The organism is Enterococcus sp. GPZ-007 (assembly GCF_059374735.1).
On sequence record NZ_JCAFYN010000002.1, the window covers coordinates 1 to 25,718 of the forward strand.

Here is a 25,718-nt window from a genome sequence, read left to right on the forward strand (position 1 = left end):
GAGTCATTCCAAGCGGACTTTTTTCTATTCTAAATCAAGCCCAATCTCCATTTCTAAAAATCGGAACCTTTGAACCATCTTTTCGAATACCATCAATATCCATTTGAGCAGAGCCCACCATGAAATCAACATGTGTTTGGCTGCTATTTAATCCAGCATTTGCTAGTTCAGCTTTCGTCATTTCGGTGCCACCTTCTACACTGAATGGGTAAGCAGCCCCGAGAGCTAAGTGATTCGATGCATTTTCATCAAACAAGGTATTGAAGAAAGTAATCCCTGATTGAGAGATAGGCGAAGGGTCAGGGACTAAGGCAACTTCGCCCAAGTGTTTGGCCCCTTCATCGATATCCAACAATGAGGCTAAAACATCAGCGCCATCTTTTGCGGAAAATTCAACGACTTTGCCATCTTTGAATGTGAATTTCATTTCGTTAAGAGTTGTTCCAGCATAGCTCAATGGTTTTGTGCTGGTTATATAGCCATCCACGCGATTGCGATCAGGGGCAGTGAATACCTCTTCTGTTGGCATATTGGCCATGAATTCCTTGCCATCAGCGGCGAAGCTTCCGGCTCCTTCCCAAACGTGATTTTCTGGTAATCCAATCACGATATCCGTGCCAGGAGCAGTGTAATGAAGGGCATAAAACTGTTCATTATTCAGACGTTCTGCTTGTTTACGCATTGTAGCATCGTGTTCTTCCCAAGCTTTCACTGGATCATCAGCATAAATACGTGTGGTTTTAAATATTTCATCCCAGAGCTTATCCACTTGTTCATCACTTGAATCAAGCTCTGGAAAGACTTTTTGTGCCCAAGCGGGACTGGCAGCAGCTACTACAGTCCAACGTAATTTATTTGATTGTGTTGCTTCCATAACCGCTTGTAATGCTTTTCCGCGAGCTGCTTGATACGTAGCGACACGTTTTGTATCAACGCCTAATAGAGCATCTGGGTTTTGAGAAACGATACTGATTCGGGTCACTCGATTTTCTGCAAAAGTATTTGCTTCATCAACTTTATAGGCAGGAACTTCATTGATTCGGTCATCCGCTGCGTGACTTAAAAATTCTCGTTGGATATCGTCATCATTCCACTGCACGATGACTTCTGCCGCGCCTAATTGGTAAGCTTCTTTCGTAACCAGTCGAGCTAAGCGTGCTTGTTCAACACTAGCGTATACGACAACAGTATCCTCTTTTTGAATATTTACTCCAACTTTTGTGATCAAGTGGGCGTATTTTTTTAGTAATGTATCAAAATTAGGTAAAACCATCTATATCCCTCCGTTTCGTTAATCATATATTAGCATTTCTTAGATTTTCTTTATACTAATATAAACTGAAAATAGTTGCATTTACAAATAACAAAAGTAGAACTGCCAAATTTTGTATTAAAAAAGATGCACCAATAATTTGGTACATCACTAAAAGTGATTATGAAACTGCTTCGACGATTTTTTTTGCGAAGGCTTCTAAGTTTTCGATATCTTCTTCTTCTGCTGCCATTTCAACCTTTACACTGTCAGCACCACGTGTTGCGCCGGTTTTTGCGAAAGCCGCATCAAAGTCGTCAACGGACTTACAGTATTGATCATAAAAAGTGTCGCCAGATCCACATACGCCAAAGATTTTTCCACTTAAGTCCAACTCTTGCAGATCTTCATAGAAGTCGACAATCTCGTCAGGTAGATCGCCTTCGCCATATGTATAGGTTGCGACGACACAAATATCTGCGTCTTCAAAATCTTCCGCTTCTACTTGAGTACATTCATCGATTTCTACGTCTAAATCTAAATTCTCGAAGGCCTCGGCAACAATATCAGCGATTTCCTCGGTATTTCCAGTCATGCTGGCATAAACGATTTTTGCTAGTGTCAAAATAATTCCCCCTTATTCGTTTGAATGAATTAATTTTTCAAGGAAAATTAATTCAATTAGGATGCCATATATCATTCAGCTAAAGCATTATTAAGATAATTTCTCTTCTTAACGGATCGTGAAAATTTAACTTCACATCCATAGCTTTAAGCTAAATTTATGGTCATTATATCAAAATAGAAATCAAAAGGAAATGACTGCTCTCTAACCATTTGTTCGCTGTATAGGGTTATGTTAAAATAGACAAGATGAAAAAATGAATATTACGGTCTGAATAGGAGACGAGAACATGATTACATTAAAATCACCCCGTGAAATTGAAATGATGAATGAATCAGGCGAATTATTGGCTGATGTTCATCGCCATTTACGGGATTTTATAAAACCAGGTGTTACAAGTATGGAAATTGAAAAATTCGTCAGAAACTTTATTGAAAGTCATGGCGGAATAGCGGCTCAAATCGGTTTTGAAGGCTATGAGTATGCGACTTGTTGCAGTATCAATGACGAAATCTGTCACGGTTTTCCAAGAAAGAAACCTTTGAAAAATGGTGACTTAATTAAGGTTGATATGTGTGTTGAATACAAGGGAGCAATGTCTGATTCTTGCTGGTCATACGCCGTTGGAGAAGTATCACCTGAGATAAAACGTTTAATGGAAGTTACTAAAAAGGCAATGTATTTAGGGATTGAACAGGCCGAAGTAGGAAATCGTATTGGAGATATTGGTCATGCGATCCAAACATATGCGGAGGGCGAAGGCTTTTCAGTGGTTCGCGACTTTGTTGGACACGGCATTGGACCAACAATCCATGAAGAGCCAGCGATTCCTCATTATGGTGTGGCCGGAAAAGGGCTTCGCTTAAAAGAAGGCATGGTCATTACAATTGAACCAATGATCAATACCGGTGTATGGCAAATGAAAATGGATCCCAATGGTTGGACTGCTTACACTCGCGATGGCGGCTGGTGTGCCCAATACGAACATACGCTGGCAATCACAAAAGAAGGACCAAAGATTTTGACTTCACAAGGTGAAGAAGGAACATATTAGGACGACGGGGTTTTTATGGGACCAATAGATAAAATTAAAGATAATAAAAAAATAATGAGTTTTATCCAATCGATCCAAAAACATTTAGCAGAGACAGAAATAGGCGACCGCTCAGTGGTAGTTGCCTATTATTTGTTGCTGTCCTTTTTTCCAATCTTGATTATCGTCGGAAATCTATTGCCATACTTCAATATTACTCCTGAAACAGTTTTGCCCTATCTAAGTGAAGCAATACCGCCAAATGTCTTCAGCTTTTTAAAACCAGCAATCATCAGCTTATTAGAAAGCACTTCTGGAGGCATGCTGTCTATTTCCGTTTTGGCAGCATTATGGTCTTCTAGTCGAGGGATTAATGCTTTACAAACAGCTTTGAATCGAGCATACGGTGTTGAGGATCGAGGTAATTTTGTGATTAGCCGAATCGTTTCGGTCGGGATTGTCGGCATTCTAATGATGGCCATCATCGCAGTTGCGTTGTTTTTCAGCGCGGGGCAGGTGATTTTAGATGCATTACAGCAATTATTACGTTTTTCACCAGATATTATTGAAACATTCTTAGCCCTACGCTGGCCGGTAACATTGATCGGACTGTTGGTTATTTTAGGAGGCCTATATATCGTTATTCCAAATGCCCATGTTCGAATCAAATACGCGCTGCCTGGTACTGTCTTTGCTACGGTCGGTTGGATCGTATTAGCCCAAGGATTCAGTATATATGCACAAACATTCGCACAACGTGTTTCAGGTTATCAGATTATCGGAAGTTTTATCGTGTTGATGTTTTGGCTGAATTTTGCAGCAACGATTATTATTTTAGGCGGTGTGCTGAATGTGGCGATTGAAGAATATCGCACAGGGCAAGAAGTTAAAGAGGGTTCAAATCGAGTCAATAAATGGTTCAATGAATTGAAAGATCGATTCTTTAAAAAGAAAAAATAATCTCAAGATTTTTTGTAAGTTTCCTGAAGAACCTTGTAAAGAATGTTGAATCCGATATAATAATTTTTAGTAAAAAGGCAGGTGGCAATATGTTAGTATCATTCGGGTTGATTATTAAGTACTTTTTAACGTTCTTGATTTCCTTGATTTTGACCCCGATTTTCAAAATAATTTCGGTACAGACAGGGTTAGTCGATAATCCAAACGCTCGCCGAATGAACCAAGTGCCGATGCCTAGTGCAGGTGGCTTGCCGATTTTCATTACTTTTGCTATTTCGTCGTTAATTTTATTTCGCGGCGTGATTCCTTTCGATTATATTAGCAAGATCCTAATCGGTGGGTTGATCATTGTGATTACTGGCCTTTTGGACGATAAGTACGAGTTGACTCCTAGACAGAAAAGTGTCGGGATATTGTTAGCAGGGTTAGTTATTTATTTTTATGCGGATATTCGTTTTGATTTCTTTACAGCCCCGCTATTTGGTCGAATCAACTTAGAATGGTTAAGCCTGCCTGCGACTTTGTTTTGGATCTTTGGTATAACGAATGCGATGAATTTGATTGATGGATTGGATGGGCTTGCTTCTGGGGTGTCGATCATAGGGTTAACAACGATTGGTTTGATTGGATACTTTTTCCTGCATTCTTCTCAAACATTTATCTCTTTAATCATCTTTTGCTTAGTAGCTAGTATATTAGGATTTTTTCCTTATAATTTTCATCCCGCCAAGATTTATCTTGGCGACACAGGCGCACTTTTTTTAGGCTTTATGGTCGCTGTCCTTTCTTTACAAGGATTAAAAAATGTTACCTTTATTTCTTTGATTACCCCTTTGATCATTCTTGGTGTTCCGGTAACGGATACATTCTTTGCGATGGTTCGCCGGAGATCAAAGAATATGCCGATTTCTGTCGCCGATAAGCAGCACCTACACCATCGTTTGCTGAATTTAGGTTTTACGCATCGAGGAGCGGTCTTAACAATATACGCGATTGCGGTGTTGTTCTCATTTACTGCATTATTACTTAATTATACAAGCCGCGTAGGAACAATTGTTTTGATTATTGCGATGGTTTTTGCCTTGACATTCTTATTAGAATTGATTGGCTTGATTCCTGAAAAATACGGTATAATTACCAAAAGTTTCCGCTTTTTCGGCAATAAGGAATATCGTTCTCAAGTGCTGCATAAATATTTCAAGAAATGAGTGTTGTTGTCCGTTATGAATGTGAATGAACTTAATGTGACTATCAGCATTGTGACCCATAATAGTGATAAGATTTTTTTGAGTATGGATTCATTAATAGAAACAATTGGTGAGAATTCGGGAATTCGGATCAGGATTTTTGACAATGCTTCGGAACCTGATTATCGCGAACGTTTAAAAAAATACCTTGCTTACCCCTTTATTGCTATTGAGTTTCATGAGGAAAATAAAGGTTTTGGGTTTGGACATAATGCAAATCTTTTAGAAATTGATGGATATGGGATTATTTTCAATCCAGACATTATTCTCACAGAGAATCATTTATTAGAGATGGTTAAGCATTTGGCCGATTATTCTGATTGTGGTCTTTTAGCTCCGAAAATTTTAAATGAAGATGGAACGACTCAATTTTTAATTCGCAACCATTTAGATGTATTTGATTATATGCTACGTTTCATTCCATTTAAATTTGTTAAAAAGCTGTTTGACAAACGTTTAGCGAAATTTGAGTGTCGTGATTTACCTGATGAGCAAGATAGTTTTGTACGAATGATTTCCGGTAGTTTTATGGTAGTGGATCTCGCTAAATTCAAGGAGATCGAAGGCTTTGATGCTCGTTACTTTATGTATTTTGAGGACAATGATCTTTGTCGTAAGATGGAACAAGCGGGATACCAAGCGGTTTACAGTCCCCAATTTACAGTGATTCACTTGTACGAACGTGGAGCTGTTAAAAGCAAAAAATTATTTTTAATTTTCTTACAGTCCATGAGAAAATATTTTCAAAAATGGGGCTGGCAATTTTTTTAATTGGAGGTAGGGAATGCAAAAGCAATCCAAGAAGAGAATTTCGGTTTGTATGGCAACGTACAACGGCCGACACTTTATTGAAGAACAATTGAACAGCATCTTCCCACAACTTTCAGAATATGATGAGCTGATTATTTCCGACGACCATTCAACTGATGGGACGTGGGAATTTTTATTAGATTTAAAAGCAAAGGATTCGCGCATCAGACTTTTTCAGAATCAAGGAAAAGGGTTGATCGCGAATTTTTCTAATGCAATTGAAAAAAGTACACACCCAATTATTTTTCTAAGTGATCAGGATGATGTTTGGCATCCAAACAAAATTGCTAAGACAATGCCATACTTTGACAATCCGAAGACAAAGGTGGTTGTTTCTGATTTGATCATTGTTGATAACGACTTCGAAGTACTGGTACCATCTTATCAATCGTTGCGTCATACACATCATGGATTTTGGCATAATCTAGTGAAGAGCAGCTATATCGGTGCAGGAATGGCGTTTCGTGCAGAGCTAAAGAAAATTATTTTACCGATTCCGCCAACTGTTCCCATGCACGACATGTGGATCGGGTTATTGGCAGATTATTATCGTGGTGTCACATTTATTCCAGAGCAACTGGTTTATTATCGCCGACATGGCTTGAATGCTTCTGAAATAAAGACGACAGCTTCAAAGGTCCAGCAATTCAAATGGCGTTGGAACGCACTGCAATTAGTAAGAAAAAGAATAAAAGAAATCAAAAAAAAGTAGCAAAACGATTTTTCTAATACCTAACATCAGGTATAATATGTTCGTATGCATTAAAAAAGGAGCGTAATCATGAAAGGAATCATTTTAGCTGGAGGAAGCGGAACGCGCTTGTATCCTTTAACAAAGGCAACTTCGAAACAATTAATGCCGGTTTATGATAAACCGATGATCTACTATCCAATGTCTACCTTGATGTTGGCAGGGATCAATGAAATTTTGATTATTTCTACACCACAGGATACGCCTAGATTTGAAAATCTTTTTGGAAATGGACATGAATTAGGTATCCATATCGAATATGCTGTTCAGGAAAGCCCAGATGGATTGGCTCAAGCATTTATTATCGGTGAGAAATTTATTGGTAATGACAGTGTCTGCTTAGTATTAGGCGACAATATCTATTATGGCGATGGTTTGTCTCGTATGCTGCAACGTGCGGCTAAGAAAACTGAAGGTGCCACTGTTTTTGGTTACCACGTGAATGATCCTGAACGCTTTGGGGTCGTAGAATTCGACGACGATATGCAGGCTGTTTCGATTGAAGAAAAACCAGAACAGCCGAAATCACATTATGCTGTGACCGGATTATATTTTTACGACAATGATGTGGTAGAAATCGCAAAAAACATCGAACCTTCAGAACGCGGTGAATTAGAGATCACTGATGTTAACAAAGAGTATTTGAAACGTAACAAATTATCTGTTGAAGTCATGAGTCGAGGATTTGCGTGGTTAGATACCGGAACACATGAATCATTATTAGAAGCATCAACGTTTATTTCGACGATCGAAAAACGTCAAAATTTGAAAGTCGCATGCTTGGAAGAGATTTCTTATCGGATGGGTTACATTTCCAAAGAGGATCTGATTGAATTAGCGCAGCCGTTGAAGAAAAACCAATATGGACAATACTTATTACGTTTAGCAAAAGAGGATTAATCATGGGGAAAATTAAAGTAACAGAAACAAATTTAACAGATGTAAAAATTGTTGAACCAGCTGTTTTCGGTGATCATCGCGGATTTTTTACCGAAAGCTTTTCAGTAGAAGATTTTAAAGAAGCAGGCATCGATTTTGACTTTATTCAAGACAATCATTCCTTATCGAGTGAAGCAGGCGTATTACGTGGTCTGCATTTTCAGAAGGGCAAATCAGCACAAACCAAATTGATTCGTGTTGTAACTGGCGCGGTCCTTGATGTAATCGTTGATATCCGAAAAGGAAGCCCAACCTATGGTAAGTGGGAAGGTTACATCCTTTCTGAACATAATCACCGCCAATTATTAGTTCCTCGTGGATACGCTCATGGATTTGTCACATTGACGCCAAACGTCAACTTCATGTACAAATGTGATAACTACTATGATGCAGAAGCGGACGGCGGTATTTCATTTGCGGATCCTGATTTAGCAATTGACTGGCCGATCGATATCGAAAAGGCAATTACATCAGAAAAAGATGCCAAACAACCAACCTTGAAAGAATTTGAAGCTGAGAATCCTTTCGTATATGGTGAGATATAAAGGAGTAAACAAGATGAAAAACATTATCGTAACTGGCGGAGCGGGCTTTATCGGCTCTAACTTCGTTCACTATGTCATAAACAATCATCCAGAAGTTCACGTAACAGTTTTAGATAAATTAACCTACGCCGGCAATAAGGAAAATTTAGCCGGTCTTCCAGCAGAGCGTGTGGAATTAGTTGTTGGCGACATAGCTGATGCAGAGTTGGTAGATCGATTAGTGAAAAATACAGATGCAGTTGTTCATTATGCGGCTGAATCTCATAATGACAACTCATTGAAAGATCCATTTCCATTTGTACAAACGAACATCATTGGAACTTATACGTTGATTGAAGCGTGTCGTAAGTATAATGTTCGTTACCACCATGTTTCAACAGACGAAGTTTATGGAGACCTTCCGCTAAGAGAAGATTTGCCAGGACATGGTGAAGGTGAAGGCGAGAAATTTACTGCCGAAACACCTTACAATCCTTCAAGCCCATATTCATCTACTAAAGCAGGTTCAGACTTATTAGTCAAAGCTTGGGTCCGTTCCTTTGGATTACAAGCAACGATTTCCAATTGTTCAAATAATTATGGCCCTTATCAACATATTGAGAAGTTTATTCCTCGTCAGATCACGAATATTTTGAGTGGCATTCGTCCAAAACTTTACGGGGACGGCAAAAATGTCCGTGACTGGATTCATACGAACGATCATTCTTCTGCTGTCTGGGCGATTTTGACAAAAGGAAAAATCGGCGAAACCTATTTGATTGGTGCCGATGGCGAAGAAGACAACAAAACTGTAATGGAAATCATTTTAGAAGAAATGGGTCAGTCAAAGGATGCTTACGATCACGTGAAAGACCGTGCAGGACATGATCTACGTTATGCGATTGATTCAACAAAATTACGAGATGAATTAGGCTGGACACCAGAATTCACTAACTTCCGTGCTGGTATGAAAGACACTATTAAATGGTACACAGAGCACGAAGATTGGTGGAAAGCTGAAAAAGAAGCTGTAGAGAGCAATTACGCGAAAAACGGCCAATAATATTAATTGAATTAGGCAGGGATAACCTGCCTATTTTTGAGAAAAATAAGAACACTGAAGGAGCAGATACAGATGATCTTAATTACAGGCGGACATGGACAGCTAGGAACAGAGCTGCGCCATCTATTAGATGAAAAGAAGCTCGAATATGTTTCAACAGATGCTGATCAACTTGATATCACTGATAAAGAAGCTACGGACAAATTTATAACTGATATGAAACCAGAAATCATTTATCATTGTGCAGCGTACACTGCTGTTGATAAAGCAGAAGATGAAGGTAAAGAGTTAGATGAGAAAATTAATGTAGAAGGTACTCGTAATGTCGCTGAAGCTGCAAAAGCTGCTGGCTCAACCTTGATTTACATTAGTACAGACTATGTTTTTGATGGTAAGAAAAAAGATGGTATGTATCAAGTAGATGATACAACGAATCCATTGAGCGAATACGGTCGTACAAAATTATTAGGTGAAAAAGCTGTTCAAGAAACGATGGATAATTATTATATCATCAGAACTTCTTGGGTGTTTGGTATTTATGGACATAACTTCATCTACACAATGCAAAATCTAGCAAAAACACATGATCGTTTAACTGTCGTGAATGATCAATTCGGTCGTCCAACATGGACACGTACACTAGCAGAATTCATGACCTTTGTTATTGAGAAAAACGCACCATTTGGTGTATATCATTTATCCAATGAAAACAGCTGCTCTTGGTACGAGTTTGCCAAAGAAATTCTAAAAGATACCGATGTCGAGGTTGCACCTGTAACATCGGAAGAATATCCGCAAAAAGCTACCCGTCCACAGTATTCAATCATGGATTTAAGCAAAGCCAAAGCGTTAGGTTTTGAGATTCCAACGTGGCAAGAAGCCCTAACCAGCTTTCTTGATTTAGAAGAAAAACAGTAAGAAAATTTCGGAGGTAAGAAATTTGTTTGAAATAGTGGTAGTTTTATATAATATGACGGCTTCAGAATCGTCAACGATCACAAGTTTGAACAACCTTCTCACCTCCGAAAATTTTTCTGAAATCAGAAGTGTTCTAATTTTTGATAATAGTGATAAGGTAAGTGAGCCTCAAGACTTAGAACGACGTTTTGAGTATCATCACAGTGAAAAAAACGTCGGATTGGCACAAGCTTATAATTATGCTTTAAGTAACCTTGGCAACGAGTCTGAATGGCTGATTACGTTGGATCAAGATACAACACTTACGAGTGAGTATCTGAATGAATTGATTGCTAAGTCTGCTAAACTACCTGATTCGGTGGTAGCGATAGCTCCACTGATCCATGATAATGACCAACAAATCTCACCTGTTAGCAGCGACACCTTACGTCCATTACATACAGATTTGCCCAAAAAGAACCAAACATATTCACAGGATATTATGGTGATTAATTCAGCAACTGCGTTAAGGGTAAGCTTCTTGCGGGAAGTGGGCGGTTACAATCTTGATTTCCCATTAGACTACTTGGATCATTGGTTAAGTTGGCGTATTTTTGCTGAAAAAAGGCAAATAAATATCCTGTCAAATGAGTTAAATCACCAGTTGTCTGTGTTGAACTATGCCGAACGTATGAATTATTCTCGTTATTATGCGATTTTGAAAGCTGAAAAATGCTATTATTCTTTATATAGAACACAATTGTTCGCTTCTTATCAAAGGCAGCTACTGCTTCGTGCAGGTAAACAGATTATTACTGGTAAATTCAATTACGGAAAAATCACACTTAAATTTTTATTTTCAGGAGGAAATAATGGAATCAAGAGCAAATAAGCGGATCAGGGAGGTGCCTGTGGAAAGAAAGAATCCCCTTTTACAGGTGCTTGATCAAATCATTCGCTTTCGCTACATAATCGGCATCATTTTTCTTGTGTTGATCGTTGCGCTAAATTTAAATGGGAGTTCGATCGGCTCTTGGGATAAAATCGTTTCAGAACGAAGTGACGGTAAAAAATCAGATGTTATCTTTGGAGAGAATCGAGAGGTTCGTTCAGATGAATGGATGGTACAAACCCCTTTTTACTTTTCTCAGACAGAGCAGGACTATCCTGTAGTGAATAAGCAGTACGGTAAGGAAGGGCAAAACATGATCATTGCCTATAATTCACCAGTCAAAGATTTGACAGTGATTGGCAAACCCTTCAACTGGGGCTTCTTCTTTTTGGGTAAGGAAAGAGGCTTATCCTTTTATTGGGGCTTTAAAATCATTGTTATGCTTCTTCTGAGCTTTGAACTAGTGATGATCTTAACGAAACGTAACAAGTATTTATCCTTACTAGGTTCCTTTTGGATTACTTTTTCTCCATCGATTCAATGGTGGTTTATGCAGCATGTGGGAGACTTGATGTTTTTCACATTAGCGATTATGGTAGCGAGCTACTACTTTATCGCGAAACATGAGAATAAGCTCATACGGCTATTGATGATGAGTTTGATCGTCATTAATGGGATAGGGTTTGTTTTGGTGTTGTATCCAGCCCATCAGGTGCCATTAGCTTATTTGATACTGTTCTGGTTATTTGGAACGCTGATTCATTTTCGAAAAAAACTGGTTTTGGATATTTGGGATCTACCGATCATCATCGGTGGACTGGGAATCATCGGATTTGTCCTATTCCATTTTTATAGCACGTCTAAAGATGCAATTGATGCGACCATGAATACTATTTATCCTGGTCACCGGGAAGCAGGCGGCGGTGGCTTGCCTCCATCTGACTACTTTCTATTCTTGACGAACTGGAAAATTCCCTTTGATGATTTCAGTTTTCAAGGTACAAACAACGGGGAAGTTGCATCTTACTTCAACTTCTTGCCATTGACTTTACTTTTATCACCCTTTATATTTTTTTCCAAACAAGGCAAAGAAGAAAAATACAAAGGTGTAATTTTACTTCTATTCTGTTGTTTTATTTTTGGCTGGACGTTCTTTGGCTACAGTCACGGAATCGCCAAAGCGTTGATGTTGACCTATGTTACTAACACACGCGGTTTAGTGACTTTAGGCTTCGGTGCTGTTCTATTGTCTCTCTGGATGATTAACTTCTTTTGGGAGTATGTAAAAGTTCCAGGCTGGCTCAAATTGATTTTTCTAGGACTTATTATGGCGTTGGCAACTCATTCAGTGTTGACCTCCGTGATGGGATTGTATTTCAATAATTTTGAAATTTTTATGACATTAGTTGTCTTTGGATTGATTCTGTTCTGTTTGCTTTACAAGTTGAAAAAAGCGTTTATTCTGGCAATGACTGGACTTGTTTTGGTTTCGGGAATTTTTGTTAATCCGATTGTTAAAGGAACAGGTGCAATCGATAAGAAAACGCTGGCTGAAGAAATAGTAAAGATTAAAAAGGAAGATCCGAATGCTACATGGTTAGCGGAAGACAATCTTTATAATTTTGCGCCTGCGTTAGGTGTTAAAACAATTAATTCTGTGCGTTTTTATCCAGATATGAAGTTATGGCACAAGATCGATCCTAAGCGTAAAAACGAAAAAATTTATAATCGCTATGCGCATGTCCGAGCATTTATAGATAAAGGAGAAACTAAATTCCATTTGGACCGACCAGATAACTTTACTGTCACTTTGAATTTCACCGATTGTAAAAAACTGGGAATTGATTATGTTATTAGTAAGCGTCCATTGAAGGATTACAATCCATTAAATTATGCCCAGTTTGATCGAGTATACGGACCCGATAAGGACAAATGGTCAATTTATCGTTTGACATTCACTTCTGATGAGGAACAAGCAGAGGCAGGTACAGAAACGACTGTTGATCCAATTGGCGGAACCGATAATTATCAGGAAATCCCTCAACCAGCTCCTAATTATAGTGAATATATCAATTAATTGAAGTTCGGAGGAAAAAAATGGAACGAATGAAAAAGAGCACAGTAAATACCTTGAATTTAGTTAGTGCAGTCATTCTGATTGGGATGACCTTGTTGTGCTTTTTCCTTTGGACCAAGGGTATTGGGACACAAGGAATGTTCAATATCTATGCTAATATGAACCGATATATGCCGATTGGAGCAACGATCGTCTTAGTGTTGAACTGCTACAAACTAAAATGGAACGATCTGATTTGGATCGGAGTTGCGATCCTTTCGATCCTCTTTTATCATCAGTTTGACGAATTGAGACAAGCTGGATTCCTGCAAGATATAACAATTGCTCTGATTATCTTTGTTGTACTGGATTTTAAACTCGTCGAATTTACAAAAAGTTTGCGACTGGTATTCGCTGGCTTAATATTTGTAGTTTTATTGATCACTGCTTTTCGTATTTTTACAGAGATTCCAACACCTCCTACAGGAATTAGTATTTGGGATAAGAGCAATAAGCTGCAAGAAATCTGGATCAATACGAACACGATTGGCAGCAGTGTAATGTGTTCAAGCTTCTTGGTTGTGACGCTATTGCAATCACTTGAATGGACTTGGGCAAATATCGCGAAATATCCAATCTATTTGATTGCATTGGCTTGTACTTGGGTTGTGCAATCTCAAGCAGCTTTCATTGCAGTAGTTTTCTTTGTTTTCTTTGATCTATGGCCAAGCTTTTTGAAAACAACGGTCAAATGGGGTTACGGCATTGGTTACAGCTTCTTTTTGATTGGCATCTTTCCATTGTCGTTGTTTTTAGCCAATTCTAGCAATATTGACTTATTTACTGGTCGGGAAGATATTTGGAAACATTTTTACGATACCTTATTCGAAGTGAAACAGCAATTTTGGGTAGGTATGCCGCCATTCACGTTTAAACGCGGTGCGCAGATTCTAGGCAATCACAACAGCTATAATGCGACATTGGGTCAATTTGGTTTGGTTGGTTTAGTGTTGATGAGCTTATTCATTTTGTATAATGTTTGGCTGATCATTATCAAAGATACACAGGCGACCCAATTAAGCTTTGTTATCGCCTTTTTTGCAATCCTTCTTCAATCAACAATGGAGGATACATTGATGGCACCTTATTGGATTCCGATCACTTTCTGTTTGCTAGGATTAGCGTGGCAGAAGAATCAACTACTCGCAGTACCACTTGATTATTCGGAGAATGTTTTTGATCCGACCGAGGAGCAAGAACCTGAAACGAGACTAACACGTAGAAGCCATCGAGGCTAATTCTTAAAAATAAGTTTAGATGTAGATAAACATCTAGGCTTTTTTTTTGTGACCTTGCTTTTACATATATCTTTCTGTAGAATAATAACGTTAATCAACTGTAGAAATAATAAATAAAGCGTTAGATGAGAGGAAAAAAAATGTTCAAAGACTTACTAAGTTTTTTTAAAGAGATTTTTCAAAACCGTACCTTATTAAAACAATTTTCTGTTAATGATTTTAAAGCACGTTATGCTGGATCGGCTTTAGGTATTTTTTGGGCCTTTGCCAACCCTTTGGTAATGGTCGTGACTTATTGGTTTGTATTTGGCGTCGGATTTAAAGCGGCTATGACTGATGGAAAGTATCCCTTCTTAGTATTTCTGTTAACTGGGTTAGTACCGTGGATGTATTTTTCTGAAGTATTAGGTTCCGGTACAAATGTCTTTCGTGAATACAGTTATTTAGTAAAAAAAGTTGTCTTTAATATTCGCATCTTGCCATCTGTAAAACTGTTTTCAGGGATGTTTATGCATGTCTTCTTCATCGTGATTGCGATAATCGTAGCACTTTTCAATCAGGTAGTACCTGGCTTGCATATGCTACAAATTTTCTACTATCTATTCGCGATGATGATGTTCTTGACTGGATTGACATGGATCACTTCTTCAATCCAACCTTTCTTCCCGGATATCAATCAATTTATTGGTGTTATTATGCAAGCATTAATGTGGGGGACTCCCGTCTTATGGAGTATTAACCAATTTGCGGCACATCCAACAATTCAATTTATTCTAAAGTTTAATCCAATGTTTTATGTTGTCCAAGGCTATCGGGACGCTTTTTTTGGTGAGCAGTGGTTTTGGGAAAAACCGTTATTAACGATCTATTTCTGGGTCGTGACCTTGATTCTATTAGTGGTCGGCAGCATCGTCTTCAAGCGCTTGAAACCACATTTTTCTGATGTTCTATAAGGAGATTAAAGCAAAATGACAGAAACAGTAATCGAAATCAACCATTTAACAAAAAAATATGATATGTATAAAAAGCCTTCTGATCGTTTGAAGGAAGCTTTAAGTCCTACAAGAAAGACTTATCATGAAGTATTTTACGCTTTGAATGATGTCAATGTTGAAGTGAAAAAAGGTGAAATGATCGGCTTTATTGGGGAAAATGGTTCTGGTAAATCAACGATCTTAAAGATCATCACTGGTGTGTTGACGCCTTCTGACGGCGAAGTAAAGATTGAAGGAAATATCGCAGCATTATTAGAGCTCGGTTCAGGCTTCAATCCAGAATACAGTGGTTATGAAAATATTTTTCTAAATGGGATGGTCTTAGGCTTTTCTCGTGAAGAAATGGCTGAAAAAGTTGATGATATTATTAACTTCGCAGATATTGGCGATCATTTGTACCAGCCGGTCAAAACCTATTCAAGTGGGATGTTTGTGCGACTTGCTTTTGCAGTAGCCATCAATGTTGATCCTGATATTTTGATTGTCGATGAAGCTTTAGCAGTGGGAGACTTGGAATTCCAGTTAAAATGTATGGAAAAATTTACCGAGCTGCGCAATGCCGGAAAAACAATTCTATTCGTTTCTCACGATGTGAACGCTGTTCGTCGTTTCTGTGATCGTGTCTATTGGTTAAAGAACGGTGTGGTTGAAGCAGAAGGTGAAACGATGGAGATCACCGAAGACTATGAAAACTTCCTGAAGAAGAAATCATTGAAAACTGTCGATCGTGAAAATTCAGCGTTAGAGGAATTTTCTGCTTATGACATTGTAGAAGTAAAATCTGCTGAGTTACTAGATGGTGATTTGCAACCTTTAGATATTGTTGAACAGGATAGTAAAGTGATTGTGAAAGTAACGTATGATGTCAAAGATGATTCCATCAAAAAACCAGTTTTAGGAATAGCTATTCGAACAGTCGATAATAACTATGTTTGTGGTTTGAATACCTTATTAGATGAGAAAACAATCTCTTGGAATAAGGGTGAGAATGTCTTCTATTTAGAATATGAAAAAATGGCTCTTTTGGGTGGCGAATATTATTTTGATGTCGCACTATTTGAAGAAAATGCAACTGTGCCATTAGTCTATAAAACCAGATATTTAACCATGTTCATCTCTGGTAAATATGTCGGCGAAGGCATCGTCGTTTTGGATCATAAGTGGAAGGAAACGATTTAATTATGAAGTATGATTTTGATTTGTCGCTTGAAGAGCACACGAGTGTGGGGAAAATCATCAGTCAGATTACTGAAGATTCTTCCGTTTTAGAATTTGGTCCCGGCAATGGTCGTATGACTCAGTATTTGATCAATGAAAAAAAATGTGAAGTATCGATCGTCGAATTTGATCCGGTCTTATTTGAGCACGTCATGGGCTTTGCCCAGGACGGCTTTTTAGGAAATATTGAAGAGTATAAATGGAACGACCATTTTGCTGGTAAAACCTTTGATTTTATTATCTTTGCTGATGTTTTAGAACATTTGATTGATTCGGAAAAAGCTTTACAAGAGGCTAGTAAATTTTTAGCGCCAAACGGTGAAATATTACTTACTTTTCCCAATCTAGCCCATAATTCAGTCTTAATCGATTTATTCAACAATAAGCTGGATTGGAAGCAATATGGTCTGCTGGATCGAACCCATAATAGTTTCTATACTCAAAAAGGATTTGAGGAATTATTCGAGCGTATTGGGTTATCAATTCGTCGTGAAGATTTCACCTATTCTCAAGTTGGCCAGAATGAGCTATCAGCTAGCTATGATGAGTTGCCGCATATGGTTCGCTATGATTTCAAGAATCGTGCGTTTGGCGAAGTTTATCAGTATTTCTATGCGTTGCGAAAGGAACCAGTAGCTGATCCTGAGCGAGTTGAGCCAATCAACTCAAATTACAACAAGCAGGTGCAATTAGCCTATTTGATTGATGGGAAATTCGAAGTGAAGCCATATATCTTTAACAATCAGACGAATGAAAATAAAGTCACAACTCACCTTGCACCCGCGAATACGGAGAAATTACGGGTCGTGATTGGGAAAGTTCCTGCAACAGTACAGCTTTCGATTGTTGTTGACAATAAGCTTGTCCCTATCGAAGAAACGAATGCCTCATGGTATCAGGAAGACTTATTTTTATTTCCTGAAGTCAAAGAGGAGCCTTATGTGATTATTGATGGAGCTCTTGTTGCGGGGAAAGAGTATACTGTGAACGTCAACGTCTTGAATGAAGAAGAGTTCTTCTCATCTGAAGTAAAGGTGATGCAGGATGTCACGAATGAAAAAGAAAAAAATCGTTTGCTTTCGTTAAAGCTGAATTATTTAGATCAGCATCATTATCAACTGAAAGATATTCCTTATATTCAGGCGAATGGCGAAATCGAAGGAATTAAACTGACGATCGAATCAATCGAAAATAATGAATCAGAAAATGAAGCGATCATTAAGGGCTGGGGTTTTTCTGAAACTAGCCAAATGCCCCTGCAGTATTTATTAGCGGAATCTATGAATCAGCTGCAAGTTAATCCAATTTATCGACCTGATGTAAATGAGGTCTATGACATTGCGTCATCAGAAAAATTCGGTTTTATCTTGACAATCAAAAATATGCAAGTAATGGATGCAATCAAATTGTTTGTTATCGCAGATCAGAAACAGCTGTATCCAGTTGTGGCAAGTAATGCTAAACCAGTAAGCACACCAGTTACAAGAAAGGTTCGTCGTTTACTCGGATCAATCAAACGGAATGGGATGTCGGGAGCTCTGAAAAACTATCAACGTTCTAAACAGCAAAGTGCTAATTATGAAGAGTGGATGACAAAGGTTGAAGAACCTACCCGAGCAAAATTAATTGAGATTTCGAAGGATCTGTCCTTCCAACCAAAAATTTCTCTAGTCGTACCTGTATATAATGTAGATGAAAAATGGTTAAGGGCCTGTGTTCAGTCTTTGACAGATCAAATCTACAGCAACTGGGAGCTTTGCTTGGCCGATGACGCTTCGCCAAAAGCCCATATCAAACCTTTACTGCAAGAGTTAGCAGCTGCGGATGATCGTGTGAAGATCGTTCTGCGTGAAAAAAATGGTCACATTTCAGAGGCAACAAACTCAGCAATTGAGATTGCGACTGGGGATTATATCGGATTCTTAGATAATGATGACATTTTGGCAGATACTGCACTTTTAGCTGTTGTGAATGCACTGAATGAGGATCAAAATCGTGAGTTCATTTATACTGACGAGGACAAGCTATCCATGAGCGGCAAACGTTTTGATCCATTTTTCAAACCGAATTGGAATGAAACGTTGTTGCTGGGACATAACTATATCACCCATTTTGTGGTAGTAAAACGTTCGATTATAGAAAAAGTTAGCGGTTTGCGCACAGAGTTCAATGGCAGTCAAGATTACGATTTTGTTTTGCGAGCTACTGAGGCGGCAAAGGAAATCTACCATATTCCAAACATTCTTTATCATTGGCGAACGATCGAAACTTCTGTCGCTATGGACCCTCAAAGCAAGGAATACGCCTATGTTGCTGGACAAAATGCGGTTCAAGCTGCGCTTGACCGTCGTAAACTTGACGGTGTCGTGTCGATGACGAAGAATTATGGGGCTTATAAGATCGATTTTAAATATGAAACAGATCCCAAAGTTTCGATCATTTTGAGTGGCAAATCAAGTGAAAAACAAGTGAGCGAACTTCTAGCGACTGAATGGTCTAATTTCGAGATCTTGACAAGCAGTTCAGAAATTACTGATGAACGCATTCGGATGTTCTCTGACAAAGATGAAAATAACCTTGCTAAGGAAGCGGCAGGTGAGTTTTTAGTTTTCTTAGCAGAAGATTTAGTACCAACAAAGAAAACTTGGTTGAAGGAAGCAATGAACTTTGTTCGCTTACCAAATGTTGGTGCGGTTGCTGGTAAAGTCATCAGTAAAGATGATGCGATTCTAAATTGTGGTGTGATCCTCGATCCTGCAAATGAGCGAATCGTATATGAGCAGCAAGGTCTATCAAATAAAACAATCGGAACGTATTTCCGTCCAACGCTGCCTCGTGAGATTTATACAGCAACGGAAGATGCGTTGATTATTCGCAGGACTGATTTCTTACAACTTGATGGTTTTGATCTCAACTTGCCAATTCAAATTAAAGGAATCGATTTCTCAATTCGCTTAGCACAGCAGAATAAAAAACTGATTTTTGATCCATATTTTGAAGTACGCTATCCTGGTGAAAATCATTTCAATGTAAAAAAAGAAGCATATGACACTTTAACGAAGAAATACTCTCAAGAATTGAATGATCCATTGATCAATCCAAATCAATTCAGCATAGGAGGCTAATCCCGTGGCAAAAAATGAACAAGTTTGCATTGATCAATGCAGTTATCATCCAGATACCAAACAATTAGAAATCAAAGGCTGGGCACTTGATCTCGATTCAAAAGAAGTCCCAACGATCGAGATTCACTCAGAAAACATTACTAGTGATAAAACAGAGCTTTACCCACGTTCAGATGTAGCTGCTGCTCACAAAACGAGTGCCAGCCTGCAAATGGGTTTTCATTTATTAATTGAAGTGGTCGATCCAACCGAAAAAATCGTGCTTGATTTTCATTTTGCTGAAGAAACTCAAAGTGAGTCATTTGTGCCAAATGAAAATATTATAAAAGAACCTAAACAGTCTTCGCAAATTCACGCATTATATGGCAAAGCGCGTAAAGGATTAGGCTATTTGAAGCGTAATGGGTTAAAAAATACGTTGCGTCGGATCAAGCTGGAGCAAAACAAGCAATCGGATGAAAGCTATCAACAATGGATCGCTGAAAATGAGAATTGGGACAATGACGCAATTCAAGCGGAGATTACTTCGTTTGATTACCAGCCGGTTATTTCGATTCTGATGCCGGTTTATAATGTAGAAGAAAAATGGTTGGCGAAATGTATCGATTCTGTTCAAAATCAATTTTACCCAAATTGGGAACTATGTATGGCTGATGATTGCTCGACAGATGCTACAGTTAGACCACTACTGGAAAAATACGCTGCACAGGATTCACGGATCAAAATTGTTTTTCGCTCTGAAAATGGTCATATTTCTAAAGCTACCAATTCTGCTTTAGAAATCGCTACTGGTGAGTTTGTTGCTTTATTAGATAATGACGATGAGTTAGCGCCAATCGCTTTGTATGAAGTAGTCAAACGCTTGAATGAAAATTCAGAGTTAGATCTGATTTATAGTGACGAAGATAAGATCGATATGGCAGGCAAACGGTTCGATCCAGCCTTCAAGCCTGATTGGTCGCCAGATCTATTATTGGGAACCAACTACATTTCTCACTTAGGAGTGTATCGTCGTTCAATTATGGAGGAAATTGGCGGTTTTCGTGTCGGATATGAGGGATCTCAGGATTATGATTTAGTTCTACGCTTTACTGAGCAAACTACTGCTGAACGTATCGCACATATTCCGCAAGTTTTGTACTATTGGCGTATTTTACCAAGTTCGACAGCTGCTGATCAGTCAACGAAGAGCTATGCCTTCGATGCTGGACTAAAAGCTGTTCAAGACGCGATTAAACGTCGTGGAATCGAAGCGATAGTCAATCACGCGGCTGGAAATGGCTTGTATGATGTCGAATATAAAGTGTTATCTGAAGACTTAGTAAGTGTCATCATTCCTACGCGCAATGGCTATGACGATGTAAAACGTTGCGTTGACTCCATTATTGAAAAAACGACTTACTCAAATTATGAAATCGTGATGGCTGATAATGGAAGTGACCAGCCAGAGATGCAAGATCTTTATGCGAATTACCAAAAACAACTTGGAGAACGATTTGTAGTTGAATCTATTGACATACCATTCAACTATTCTCGTATCAATAATTTAGCTGCAAAGGTTGCTAAAGGAAAATATTTGTTATTCCTAAATAATGATACAGAAGTTATTACGCCGGAATGGATGACCAAGATGGTTTCCTTCGCCCAATTTGAACGTATCGGCTGTGTCGGCACAAAATTGTATTATCCAAACAATACAATCCAGCACGCTGGCGTGATCTTAGGAATGGGTGGAGCTGCTGGGCATGGACACCATACATTTCCACGCGGAGATTTCGGTTACTTTGGAAAACTTGAAATCAACGTGGATTACTTAGCGGTAACTGCCGCCTGCTTAATGATACGCGCAAAAGATTTTGCTGAGTTGAATGGTTTTGATGAAGAGCTGACAGTTGCCTTTAACGACGTTGATTTATGTTTGCGAGAATACGAAAAAGATCACAACAATGTATGGCTGCATGGTGTCGAATTGTATCACTTCGAGTCTCAATCCCGAGGCTACGAAAATACACCAGAAAAACAAGCTCGATTTGAGAAAGAAACTAAGTATATGGAAAATACTTGGGCGAAATATATCGAGAACGATCCGTATTATAACCCAAATTTGACAAGGGTTGGGGGAGATTTTTCGGTGAGAGTTGAAAACTTGTAGCAACCGATTAAGGTCGGTTGTTTTTTTTATTTTATCTAAATTTATCTCTGACTTTTTGTTACAATATAGTTAGTAAAGTTAGGGGTGTTTCGTAAATGGATTTTATTTTTTTAGTTATTGTTTTTTTTATTGCATTTACAAGTGAAAAAAATCAGGATTATAATAATCAGCAATTATCTATCCAAACTACCAGTAATTTGCAAGTAATTGCAGTTATATTTGTAATGATGCATCATTTATCACAGGGACTTAGTGAGTATCCAGATTCTTTTCTAGCTTCACGTTTGGTTGTCGTAGGTAGGTTAGCAGTAGGTCTTTTTTTCTTTATTTCTGGATACGGATTAACAAAACAATATAAGAAAAAAGGGAATCTATATTTAAACACTTTTCTTCAAAAAAAGATTTTGAGCATTTTGATACCGTTTATTTTAGCAATGATTGTTTATTTAATTTATCGAAATATAATAGGAGAGTTTAGTTTGAGTAATGCAATCTTTTCTTTAATAAACGGTAGTCCGATTGTACCTACCGGATGGTTTGCTCTAATGATAATTTATCTATACATGACATTTTTCATTAGTGCGATTATTTCTCGAAAAAACGATTTAGTATTGATTGTACTGCTAATTTTAAGTGTGATAATATCGATTGTACTGGCTAAACGTCTAAATTATGGGGAATGGTGGACAAATGCTGTCTTTTGTTTCCCACTAGGAGTAGTTTGGAGTACTAAAGAAAAGCAAATTACCGATTTTCTTTTTCGTCAATATCGAAAATCTGCGTTAGCGTTTGCCATACTATTTAGCAGTTTTTTTTATCTTGATGAAGTGTCTTATTCCCCAGTTATTCGATCGTTATCTGTTCTTTTTTTTGTTTCGCTAGCAATGTTCATTAGTTACAAAATTACTTTTAAAAATTGGATATATCAATATATAAAAATAGTTTCTTTTGAGCTGTATTTATATCAGGGTCTGTTTATTCGTTTTTTTCGTAGTGACATATTATCTATCGACAATCGTTTATTATATGTATGCTTGGTTATTTTAGCGACTACAGTGTTAGCATTTGCTATGCAACAGATTGCAAAAATAATTGGATCGTTATTACTGAGATAAAAGACCTACGATTGTCTGGCTATAACGAAAGGAAAAATATTTTTCTTTTGATCTATAATTTCAGAATTCAAAATCAAAATATGCAAAGTAGCGCTCAAGGTGCTTTACATATTTCAGGATACCTCATACCTCATCTAATCGTGTTGGTGATGACAAATCTGGATGAAAGTTAGTTGTGTATGCGGCGCTATTCTGTGCGTCGCATACTTTTTTAGTTTTCAAAGATAACACTTATTGTAAATAAATTCGTGCTGTAAAAGCTGTGAAAATTAAGGTAATTAAAGGCCATTCGCTACCCATTTAAGAATAAATGATTTGGAAGTTTGAGTACCTTATAAAAAATCAGTCGAGTTTCTTTCATAATCAATATAGTTTGGCTATAGCCTAGCTGATAAAGCATTTCTTAGTTATCAGCTTATTACGAAGTATCACTACTTATAAACTAAACTCTTTATTATAAACCCAATAGAAAACGATTTCAAATCGCAATTTTGCACTTACCCCCCTCAAATTAACCGATTTTGGTCCAAAAACGGCTTTTTTCGCTCAAAATGTGCAAAATTGAGGGGGGGATCTGCAATTTTGCGATTCGCACTTTTTTGAAACCGTTTATATTTTAGTCACCGGCCGGTACAAAAAAATATTGGAGGAATTCAAATGATTCAACACATCGGAAACAAACTGCAAGTAGAGATTGACGCAGGTGGAGAGAAAGTGAAGAAAATCAGCTTCGCGAATGTGATCGAAGAACCAAGTGAAGAAAAAGTTCTGGAGCTTGGCGAGATTATGAAGGAATTATCGGTAGAAGGCAGCGAGCTGTACGGCGTAGTTCTTACCAGTCAATCACGCTACACCAAATAGAAAGGGGAAAAATAAATGTCCATGTTAAAAATCGTCGCAACCTTTAAAAACAGCTTTGGCAAGAATCAAATGTGGAGCTTCAATGATCCGGATACTACGAAGACAGGCACTGAAATCAAAGGATTATTAGAACGCATGACGGACGTGAAGCTTTGTCAAAAAGACGGTTCTGAGCTCTTCCACACCGTGGAAACCGCTAAGTACGTCGAAACGATTGAGACCATTATTTTCTAAATTAAACACTTTGAGGAGCGGCGGTAACGCGCGACCACCCTTCTCCATTATGAAAGCGAAAGGATGAGAACCTATGATGCAGAACCAACCCCTGTCGTTCCGGCAGCTATTCCATTTGAAACCAAAAACCCTAGAAACTCGAATTACCGATTTTTATCAAGCCACACAAAACAGCAGCATCACGATCCAATATATCTTAACGTTAAAAGTGCGCTACCAGCTGGGAGCGGCGGAGTTTGATCATTTTCTGAAGGATCTTGTCCGTGAGCTGTTTATGAATACCAAGGCAACACGCACCATGAAACGCTTCTTTCATTATTTTGAAGATTACTTTATGGCTCCTGAGTGGAAAACGTTAAGCGCGAGAATCTCTCCGCAAAGAAACTTCGGGGAGAAAGTCGTGACAAAGCTCCGTTCCCTCTTTTCATTTGCTCGTCCTGAAGAAACTAACGAACCTTGATAACTACGAACCTACGCAGATAAAAAACTATAGAAAGGAAACAGAACAATGATACAGAATTTAATTGTGACATTTGGAAAAGGCGATGGTGGCACCCATGACTGGACCTATAAAGGCCTCAATCCTGACCTAGCCGCACCAAAGATCAAAGAAGCTTGCGAACTATTGACGAAATTGGATATTAGTACACAAAACGGCGTAAAACTATTTGACTCTGTGGTGACCGCAAAGGTCGTGAAATACATTGATACCTTAATCTTTGATCCAGAACATGAGGCACAGAACGTGAATTATTATGGCGAGCCAGGCAAAGAAGCAGAACCAACCTGTGAAGAAGTACGCTGCTTTGAGGTATCGGATAAGCCAAAACAAACAGAACAGGAACTGTTGGCTACTCCGAAACCAACAGCTCTACCCAAAGCACCACTTGGACGCTATTTCAAACAGTTAACAAGTATTGAACCAACAGAAAAACCAGAAGTAGCAGTGGCAAAGGACACTCTTCCAGAATCGATGACGGTACCAATCGAGACGATCAAACAAACGCATGATTCTGTTCGATCAGCTGAACCTGACCCAAGCCAAGACACTAAAGAACGAAACGGACTACTGCAATGGCTTCACAGGATCAGAAAGAAAAACAAAGAAGGACCAACTGAAATTCCACGCGAATAAGCCATTTTCGCGATTACATCCGATCATTGACAAGTTCATAACTGCGTAGGGAACAACATTTTACTGACACCTGCGATTCTACTCGCAGGTGTTTACAAACTATATTTAGAAAGCGAGGTATATACATGAATCTTTTAACAATCGTATCAGGAGGAAGTATCCTCGATTATTTATTCGGTGGAAGCGTGCCGATCATGGGTGTTTTCTTAACTATGACCGGCTTAGATCTTTTCACTGGCTACATTAAAGCATTAAAGAACCATACATGGGTCTCCTCCATTAATCTTTATGGACTATTTACCAAATTCATCACCTTTTCCACCATCATTTGTGCGGCAGCATTGGATAAAATAGCGCCAACCGTTGGGATCACGCTACCCATCAATGTCGCGCTGATCTGGACTGCTTTACTAATCGTTTACGAGATCGGCTCGATTTTGGAAAATGCTCATGAATTCAAGCTAAAGATCACTTGGATGCAGAAATAGCTGCAAGTCCTCTAGGAAAATTAGGAAAATATTCTAAAACATGAATAT

24 protein-coding genes are annotated in these 25,718 nt (G+C 38.3%); 22 read left to right on the forward strand and 2 right to left on the reverse strand.

All coding sequences use genetic code 11. The features are described from left to right. Positions 1-34 precede the first annotated feature (34 nt). On the reverse strand, positions 35-1,273 hold the full coding sequence (locus AC4J95_RS01740) for an aminopeptidase (RefSeq protein ID WP_494548354.1): 1,239 nt from the start codon (positions 1,271-1,273) through the stop codon (positions 35-37). A 160-nt stretch (positions 1,274-1,433) separates the two neighbouring features. Next, on the reverse strand, positions 1,434-1,877 hold the full coding sequence (locus AC4J95_RS01745) for a flavodoxin (RefSeq protein ID WP_316403754.1): 444 nt from the start codon (positions 1,875-1,877) through the stop codon (positions 1,434-1,436). A gap of 289 nt (positions 1,878-2,166) precedes the next feature. Between AC4J95_RS01745 and map the strand changes: the two genes are divergently transcribed. The 22 genes from map (at position 2,167) to AC4J95_RS01855 (ending at position 25,670) form a co-directional block, all read left to right on the forward strand. Next, entirely contained in the window at positions 2,167-2,931 is a 765-nt protein-coding gene (gene map, locus AC4J95_RS01750; protein WP_494548355.1) for a type I methionyl aminopeptidase, read from the forward strand. Positions 2,932-2,946: 15 nt separating this feature from the next. Then, positions 2,947-3,870 carry a YihY/virulence factor BrkB family protein gene (locus AC4J95_RS01755; protein ID WP_494548356.1) on the forward strand — a complete coding sequence of 308 codons (924 nt, stop codon included), beginning with the start codon at positions 2,947-2,949 and terminating at the stop codon, positions 3,868-3,870. An 89-nt stretch (positions 3,871-3,959) separates the two neighbouring features. Then, positions 3,960-5,078, forward strand: coding sequence for a glycosyltransferase family 4 protein (locus tag AC4J95_RS01760; protein WP_494548357.1), 1,119 nt, complete (start codon positions 3,960-3,962; stop codon positions 5,076-5,078). A 15-nt stretch (positions 5,079-5,093) separates the two neighbouring features. Next, complete coding sequence (locus tag AC4J95_RS01765) at positions 5,094-5,888, forward strand: glycosyltransferase family protein (protein ID WP_494548358.1); 795 nt, start codon at positions 5,094-5,096, stop codon at positions 5,886-5,888. Positions 5,889-5,901: 13 nt separating this feature from the next. Beyond that, positions 5,902-6,639: a glycosyltransferase family 2 protein gene (locus tag AC4J95_RS01770; RefSeq protein WP_494548359.1), complete on the forward strand. Its 738-nt coding sequence runs from the start codon at positions 5,902-5,904 to the stop codon at positions 6,637-6,639. 69 nt (positions 6,640-6,708) lie between these two features. Then, positions 6,709-7,578, forward strand: coding sequence for a glucose-1-phosphate thymidylyltransferase RfbA (rfbA, locus tag AC4J95_RS01775; protein ID WP_494548360.1), 870 nt, complete (start codon positions 6,709-6,711; stop codon positions 7,576-7,578). An 11-nt stretch (positions 7,579-7,589) separates the two neighbouring features. After that, on the forward strand, positions 7,590-8,162 hold the full coding sequence (rfbC, locus tag AC4J95_RS01780; protein WP_494548510.1) for a dTDP-4-dehydrorhamnose 3,5-epimerase: 573 nt from the start codon (positions 7,590-7,592) through the stop codon (positions 8,160-8,162). Between the two features lie 13 nt (positions 8,163-8,175). Then, positions 8,176-9,204, forward strand: a complete 1,029-nt coding sequence (gene rfbB, locus AC4J95_RS01785; RefSeq protein ID WP_316403763.1) for a dTDP-glucose 4,6-dehydratase — start codon at positions 8,176-8,178, stop codon at positions 9,202-9,204. A gap of 72 nt (positions 9,205-9,276) precedes the next feature. After that, on the forward strand, positions 9,277-10,122 hold the full coding sequence (gene rfbD, locus AC4J95_RS01790; RefSeq protein ID WP_494548361.1) for a dTDP-4-dehydrorhamnose reductase: 846 nt from the start codon (positions 9,277-9,279) through the stop codon (positions 10,120-10,122). A gap of 22 nt (positions 10,123-10,144) precedes the next feature. Then, complete coding sequence (locus tag AC4J95_RS01795; RefSeq protein ID WP_494548362.1) at positions 10,145-10,993, forward strand: glycosyltransferase; 849 nt, start codon at positions 10,145-10,147, stop codon at positions 10,991-10,993. Continuing rightward, positions 10,974-13,070: a DUF7657 domain-containing protein gene (locus AC4J95_RS01800; protein WP_494548363.1), complete on the forward strand. Its 2,097-nt coding sequence runs from the start codon at positions 10,974-10,976 to the stop codon at positions 13,068-13,070. The genes AC4J95_RS01795 and AC4J95_RS01800 overlap by 20 nt, the downstream gene beginning before the upstream one ends. A gap of 20 nt (positions 13,071-13,090) precedes the next feature. Further along, the gene (locus tag AC4J95_RS01805; RefSeq protein ID WP_494548364.1) at positions 13,091-14,347 is read left to right on the forward strand and encodes an EpaQ family protein; all 1,257 of its coding nucleotides are present in this window, start codon (positions 13,091-13,093) and stop codon (positions 14,345-14,347) included. Positions 14,348-14,487: 140 nt separating this feature from the next. Continuing rightward, positions 14,488-15,300 carry an ABC transporter permease gene (locus AC4J95_RS01810; protein WP_494548365.1) on the forward strand — a complete coding sequence of 271 codons (813 nt, stop codon included), beginning with the start codon at positions 14,488-14,490 and terminating at the stop codon, positions 15,298-15,300. 15 nt (positions 15,301-15,315) lie between these two features. Beyond that, positions 15,316-16,521 carry an ABC transporter ATP-binding protein gene (locus AC4J95_RS01815; RefSeq protein WP_494548366.1) on the forward strand — a complete coding sequence of 402 codons (1,206 nt, stop codon included), beginning with the start codon at positions 15,316-15,318 and terminating at the stop codon, positions 16,519-16,521. A 2-nt stretch (positions 16,522-16,523) separates the two neighbouring features. Next, positions 16,524-19,685, forward strand: a complete 3,162-nt coding sequence (locus AC4J95_RS01820; RefSeq protein WP_494548367.1) for a glycosyltransferase — start codon at positions 16,524-16,526, stop codon at positions 19,683-19,685. Positions 19,686-19,689: 4 nt separating this feature from the next. After that, the gene (locus tag AC4J95_RS01825) at positions 19,690-21,837 is read left to right on the forward strand and encodes a glycosyltransferase family 2 protein (protein WP_494548368.1); all 2,148 of its coding nucleotides are present in this window, start codon (positions 19,690-19,692) and stop codon (positions 21,835-21,837) included. Positions 21,838-21,932: 95 nt separating this feature from the next. Continuing rightward, entirely contained in the window at positions 21,933-22,952 is a 1,020-nt protein-coding gene (locus AC4J95_RS01830; protein WP_494548369.1) for an acyltransferase family protein, read from the forward strand. Positions 22,953-23,609: 657 nt separating this feature from the next. Next, positions 23,610-23,813, forward strand: a complete 204-nt coding sequence (locus AC4J95_RS01835) for a DUF1659 domain-containing protein (RefSeq protein ID WP_316403777.1) — start codon at positions 23,610-23,612, stop codon at positions 23,811-23,813. A gap of 21 nt (positions 23,814-23,834) precedes the next feature. Then, positions 23,835-24,047: a DUF2922 family protein gene (locus tag AC4J95_RS01840; protein WP_494548511.1), complete on the forward strand. Its 213-nt coding sequence runs from the start codon at positions 23,835-23,837 to the stop codon at positions 24,045-24,047. Between the two features lie 76 nt (positions 24,048-24,123). Continuing rightward, positions 24,124-24,507, forward strand: coding sequence for a hypothetical protein (locus AC4J95_RS01845; protein ID WP_494548512.1), 384 nt, complete (start codon positions 24,124-24,126; stop codon positions 24,505-24,507). Between the two features lie 48 nt (positions 24,508-24,555). After that, a complete protein-coding gene (locus AC4J95_RS01850; RefSeq protein WP_494548370.1) occupies positions 24,556-25,182 on the forward strand; it encodes a DUF2922 family protein in 627 nt (208 codons plus the stop codon). A gap of 125 nt (positions 25,183-25,307) precedes the next feature. Further along, the gene (locus tag AC4J95_RS01855) at positions 25,308-25,670 is read left to right on the forward strand and encodes a phage holin family protein (RefSeq protein ID WP_494548371.1); all 363 of its coding nucleotides are present in this window, start codon (positions 25,308-25,310) and stop codon (positions 25,668-25,670) included. Positions 25,671-25,718: the final 48 nt, after the last annotated feature.